The organism is Microcystis sp. M_OC_Ca_00000000_C217Col (assembly GCF_007095585.1).
In the GTDB taxonomy this organism is placed as follows: Bacteria; Cyanobacteriota; Cyanobacteriia; order Cyanobacteriales; family Microcystaceae; genus Microcystis; species Microcystis panniformis.
Genome location: NZ_SFBV01000249.1, coordinates 1 through 5539 on the forward strand (window position 1 = coordinate 1; position 5539 = coordinate 5539).

At 43.3% G+C, this 5539-nt stretch carries 3 protein-coding genes, 1 tRNA gene and 2 pseudogenes; 2 read left to right on the forward strand and 4 right to left on the reverse strand.

From position 1 onward, the window contains the following. Positions 1 to 475: 475 nt before the first annotated feature. Positions 476 to 1330 (reverse strand): prohibitin family protein, encoded by an 855-nt coding sequence (locus tag EWV66_RS15450; RefSeq protein WP_002789649.1) that lies wholly within the window; start codon positions 1328 to 1330, stop codon positions 476 to 478. 3 nt (positions 1331 to 1333) lie between these two features. Then, the gene (locus EWV66_RS15455; protein WP_052276609.1) at positions 1334 to 1807 is read right to left on the reverse strand and encodes an EVE domain-containing protein; all 474 of its coding nucleotides are present in this window, start codon (positions 1805 to 1807) and stop codon (positions 1334 to 1336) included. A 323-nt stretch (positions 1808 to 2130) separates the two neighbouring features. On the opposite strand from EWV66_RS15455, the pseudogene EWV66_RS15460 reads away from it, so the two are divergent. After that, positions 2131 to 3477: pseudogene (locus EWV66_RS15460) on the forward strand (sensor histidine kinase); the annotation flags it as partial. Positions 3478 to 3495: 18 nt separating this feature from the next. Here the strand turns inward: EWV66_RS15460 and EWV66_RS15465 are convergent. Beyond that, positions 3496 to 3568: transfer RNA gene (locus EWV66_RS15465), tRNA-Glu, on the reverse strand. A gap of 127 nt (positions 3569 to 3695) precedes the next feature. On the opposite strand from EWV66_RS15465, the gene EWV66_RS15470 reads away from it, so the two are divergent. Further along, positions 3696 to 5201 carry a hypothetical protein gene (locus EWV66_RS15470; protein WP_072927593.1) on the forward strand — a complete coding sequence of 502 codons (1506 nt, stop codon included), beginning with the start codon at positions 3696 to 3698 and terminating at the stop codon, positions 5199 to 5201. 49 nt (positions 5202 to 5250) lie between these two features. Here the strand turns inward: EWV66_RS15470 and EWV66_RS15475 are convergent. Continuing rightward, positions 5251 to 5422 (reverse strand): annotated as a pseudogene (locus EWV66_RS15475) (transposase); the annotation flags it as partial. Positions 5423 to 5539 lie beyond the last annotated feature (117 nt).

Sequence of the window (5539 nt, forward strand, 5' to 3'; positions counted from 1 at the left end):
TGAGTTAAAAGTTAAACTTCAAGTTTTCATTCAGGACTAATGTACTGGTTAACTAATTTTTTGGGGAAAATTAGTTAACCCATCATTATAACATATAATTAATTTGCAAGAGTTCTAATAAAGTTGCTGCGTGGGGTGCGGATTGTTGATTTGGGTTTTTTAACAGAATTGGTAGCCTTCTAACGCACTTTACACTCGTCGGCGATCTACGATCAAGTTATTTTTGAACGAAAAGCACCCCAAGGTCATATTTCTTGTAGTTAGAGGTTTGATTGAGTTGGGGATGGTGGGATGGGATTGGAATGGGGAGAAGTGAGGTGGACTTATACTCAAACTCCTTCTCCAGCGCTCCCAACTCCCGTGCAGTCTTAACGAGTAATTTAGATAGTCAACAGCTTACCAAATTTAGGTAACACTTCCTCTTGATGGGAAAGACTGTATCTTGAGAAAATAATTAGGCTAAATAGACCCGAATTTAGGGGGTATTTTCTGAAAAAGAATCACTATAATTAAATAAAAATGGTACGCTATTTTTTCCCGCTCCATCCATGACTAAAACCCGGGGCATTTGCGCCCCACCTTCGCGCCAAGCTTCAATCGCTTCTTTCTGTAAAACCAATCCTCCTCCCTGTTCTTTTAAAGTTTCTGCTAATAGTCTTTGTGCCTCAGCTTTCCCTTTAGCGCGATTAATTTCTGCCTGGGCCTGTTGTTCTGCTTCTTGGGTGATATAAACGGCTCTTTGGGCGCGTTGTTCTGCGATTTGTTTATCTTCGACGGCCCGGGCAAATTCTGGAGAAAAATTCAAATCTACCACACTGGTATCTAAGACTAGAATACCATACTTTTCTAACCGAGTCGATAGGGCATTATCAAAGTCTTCTTTTAACTCACTGCGTCGAGTAATTGCCTCCTCTACTGTTCTTTTAGCGGCGGCAATTTTAAAGGATTCTTGGGTTTGAGGGGCGATAATTTTAGCGACAATATTTTGTAGGGTGCCTTGGGTTCTTCTAATCGCCACTACTTGAGTCGGATCGAGACGAAAATTAATCGCAAAACTAGCAGATAAATCCTGTAAATCTTTAGTGGAACTTTGGGCGGGAACTTCAAATTTTTGCACCGTAACATCGTAGATATCGACACTAGAAACAAAGGGAGGTTTAAAGTGCAATCCCTCCAATAAAACCCCGTCTTTAGCCTTTCCTAAAACACTTAAAACTCCCGCTTGTCCGGGGGTGATGATCACATAGGCATTAAAGGCCGCTAAAATGACAATAGTGACCAATAATCCCCCAATCAGGGAAAGTAAATTAATAGCATCTTTCTGGTTCACAGTTTATACTCCTTGACGAGCGACTAAAGCGAGAATTTTTGTTGCGATCGCTTGATTGACAGGCATCACTGACAGACGATTTCCTGTCCTTACTAATAATAATTCATCGGCGGTAAAATTTTGTTTTAAAATTCCCAGGGGCAGCAGTTGGGGAAAAAGGCGATCGAACTCAACTTTAACCGTCCACCAGCGCGGGCAATCCAGGGAGGCTTTAGAATCATAGTAGGGACTATTGCGATCAAATTGTGTCGGATCGATCATATCGGTTTCCACTACGCGCATCAAGCCGACAATCCCCGGCGGGGTCGTATTAGAATGATAAAAAAAGGCTAAATCTCCCCGCTTCATCTGACGGAGAAAATTGCGCGCTTGATAATTTCGCACTCCCTCCCAAATAGTTTGACCATCTTTTTTTAAATCCCCGATACTATAGACATCGGGTTCCGATTTCATTAACCAATAATTTAAATTCATCATTATTTATAGTTGTGATTAATTCAAATAAGCTCAAAAATATTTTTAGCCGTTCCTGTCAGCCTTGTTGCCATAGGGTTAAATATAATTCACTTTGGCTGCTTTTGTAGTTCTACTCAAACAATTATTGAGAAGAATGTATCTAAAAATACTTTTGTTAGCAGCAATTTTTAAGGACTATGAGCCTTCAAGTCTAGCTATTCTTGGCAACCGTCAGTTTTTCCCTATGGCTAAAAATAATTTATTCTCCAATAATAAATCGCTCAAATAAGCTGTAAAATAGGATACATTGCCCTAAAAATCTCTAGCCAATCCATAGATTATCGGTGTTCCAAGCCACTCGCCGCCGTTTAGCCTTATGGTACACTGTTGTCACTGCCATACTACTGCTTTTTCTCGCTACGGGAATGTATTTTTATGTGCGGCATACCCTAGTGGATCGCATTGATGATACCCTCAAACACATCATTGAGGTGGTAAATCGTTCCCTCGTGATCGAATCGATTCCCCCGAACCAAGGACGTTATCGCGTCGATCCCCTCGCAAGTTTTCCCAGTCAGGGTAAATCCGTCGAGGACGATCATATAGATTTGGAATGGTTCGATCCCCAAGGTAATCTAGTTTGGTCAACTCTGGCCGAATCTTTAGATATTCCCCTCCATCCCCACCGTCAGGGGGAAACTATTCGCTTATCCGATAATCGTCTGCTGCGACAAATAACCGAAAGGGTGGAAATCCATCATTATGTTTTGGGATATCTGCGGGTAAGTCATCCTTGGTTTGAGGTGACAAAACCAATTAGACAGCTATTATTGGATTTAATCGTCGGAATTTGCCTGATGATTGCCAGTGTCGCCGGGATTGGTTGGTTTTTGTCCGGTTTAGCCATTCAACCGGTAAAAGAGTCCTATCAGAGTTTAAAACAATTTACCGCCGATGCTTCCCATGAATTACGCAATCCGATCGCCACTATCCAAACTAACGTGCAAATGGCGATCGCTTATCCCCAAACTGGCGATCAACGCTTGCGGGTGATCGAGCGTTTAACGGAAAGATTGGGCAATTTAGTCAATGATCTGCTCTTTTTAGCCCGTTCTGATAGTGGCATCGTCCAACCGATCGAGCAAGCTGTACCTTTGGATGCTTTATTGATGGAAGTGGTGGAAGAACAGCGTTTAATCGCCGATAAGCAGGGAATTTGCCTTTCTTTGTCGATTGTGGAACCGGACCAAGAGGATTTTTCCTATAGCGATGAAATGTTTACTATGGAGGGAGATTGGGATCAATTAGCTCGTTTATTCACAAATTTAATTTCTAATGCCCTAAAACACGCTTTTTTGCCCGAATCTGAGCCTAAAAATGTGGCAGTGGAATTGGAAAAAAGTAAACGCGATCGACAATCGGTGTTACTGGTACGCGTCAAAGATAACGGAATCGGTATTCCCGAGGCTGCCTTATCCCATATTTTTGATCGCTTTTATCGTCTCGATCCTGCGCGACAAAATTCCGCCACTTCCGGGGGAACAGGATTAGGATTAGCGATCGCTTTAGCGATTACCCTCAGTCATCATGGACAAATTAGCGTCGAAAGTCAGATCGATCGAGGAACAATTTTCACCGTCACCCTACCAAAAAGCCATCAACGGGAGAAAAAAACCGAAAAGTCAGAAGCTTCCTCTGACTTCTTTTCATACCCCCAAGGGAATTCGAATCCCTGTCGCCTCCGTGAAAGGGAGGTGTCCTAGGCCACTAGACGATGGGGGCTTGGATTTCAGACCTTTTTAAATATAACAATAATCTTTCTGGGAGTCAAGGGTTTTGGCAAAAAATTTTTTTATCCCGCCCTTGCACAATAGGATAGTGTAATTGAAGATGTTATCGCCCAAAATCCATGGCTGCCGATCCCTATAAAAGCCGACTGTTCAACCTGATCAACCGTCGCTTGATCCGTCTGAAAGATAACCTCGGCCGCGTTTCCCGTCGCGGTCAAAATGCGATCGCTGTTGCCTTGCAAATAGCCATCTATCCCGTCTATTTGCTGGTACAATCCCTGCGGATGACGGCTAATCAATTGGGGAACAGTCTCCAGAAACAATTATCACCCCCCAGCAAAGATGGGACGGATGCGATTGCGGAATTTCTCCAGAGCTTATCCGACCAAGAAACGGCATTTATTGGCATAGCAGCCGATCTAGAGGATCAAGCTTTAGTTTTCGTCACTAACGATCACCAGACTGTTAAAATCACCGATAATCAAACCCAAAGACAAATAGAAAAACAAATTAGGACGGCACTGGCTAACTACGCCCTCGAAAAACGGAGAATTAAGCGATTAAATCCTCAATATCCGCCTTTATTACCAAATTTTACCGATAAAAATTCTGTCTTGCCTCCGATCCGTTGGTTTTGGAACCTACTACGCTGGGAACAACAGGGACAGATAGCGATCGCCATAAATCTATTCCAAGAATCCCATCTTGTCAAAACCCCGACACCACCCTCCTTACCACTGCCTAATTTAAATTCTCAAGCGATTTTAGAAGTCATTGACGAAAAATTAGCGATTTTCGAGGCTAAATTTCTCCCTATCTCCCCCGCAATCCCAGGCAGTTTGAGCCACACCTCTAACCCCCCTTCCGATCTCCTTAACCAGTCCCCGACTCTCGAGAAAAATTCCTCCTATCTCTGGCACCTTTATTGGTTAATTTATGCGGCGATCGAGCATTTCTGGGCAAAAGAGAAGAATAATTTAGAACATAGTGCTGATTCACCCGCTTTATCGGCAAAATATCCCCTAAGTCTTCCTAATTCTCTGCTGATCACCTTCAAGCAACGTCTCCAAGATTGGCTAGAAAAACAAACCCAAGCGGATCCCTTCACGCTCGGCAAACTCATCCAAGCGGCGATCGATCACTTCTTTTCCTCTCGCCAATCCCTGACATTTTCCGCCGTCAGCGAGCAACCTTGGCTAGAATCCGCCGATATCTTGGCTATTTCTCCCCAAGACTCCGAAAAACCCCGCCTTAATCCCGCTTATCCCCTTCCCCAGTCCCCAGTCACCCCAACCCAGCCCCTTAGCACAGAAAAAGCTTTTAGTCAAGGAAAACAAAATAAATCTTTACAAAAAATCCCCCCGGCCGCCGCTGAAATTACTCTGGGAGAATCCCCCCCCGCCGCCCAATTAGATCCCCGCTATGCTAAGGAGATAATTCAACCAATTAACGAGGAATGGTTAGAAACCGAATCAACCCCCGTCGGCTACGTTAAACACCCCTTAGAGCGGATTTTAGAGGGATTAGATGCGATTATTTTATGGGTAGAGGAATTAGTTATTAAAATTTGGCGTTGGTTGCGGTACAATCGACGCATTTCTAAATTACTCAAACGCAAACGCTAAATCGATTATCAGTTATCAGTTATCAGTTATTTCAAATAAGAACGAGACACTAGGCGACACAATAAGTACGAATAATTTCATCAAGGGGTGTCCCCACAGGAGCATACATTCTTGCCCTCTTTAATGCACTAAAATCATGTTCGTTCGATATCATTTAAATCAGGAGAGTATTTTGGCAAAAACACGACCTGATGACCTGCTTCCTCTACCAGTTGTTTAATCCCACATTCCGCACCCTCAACTGTCACATAAGCTGTCCCCCTCCAGAGACTTGAGTAAAAATACTTATCTGGTGAAGGTTTTCTCGGTGGCCGTTAGGGGGATATTGAGACCCCTAA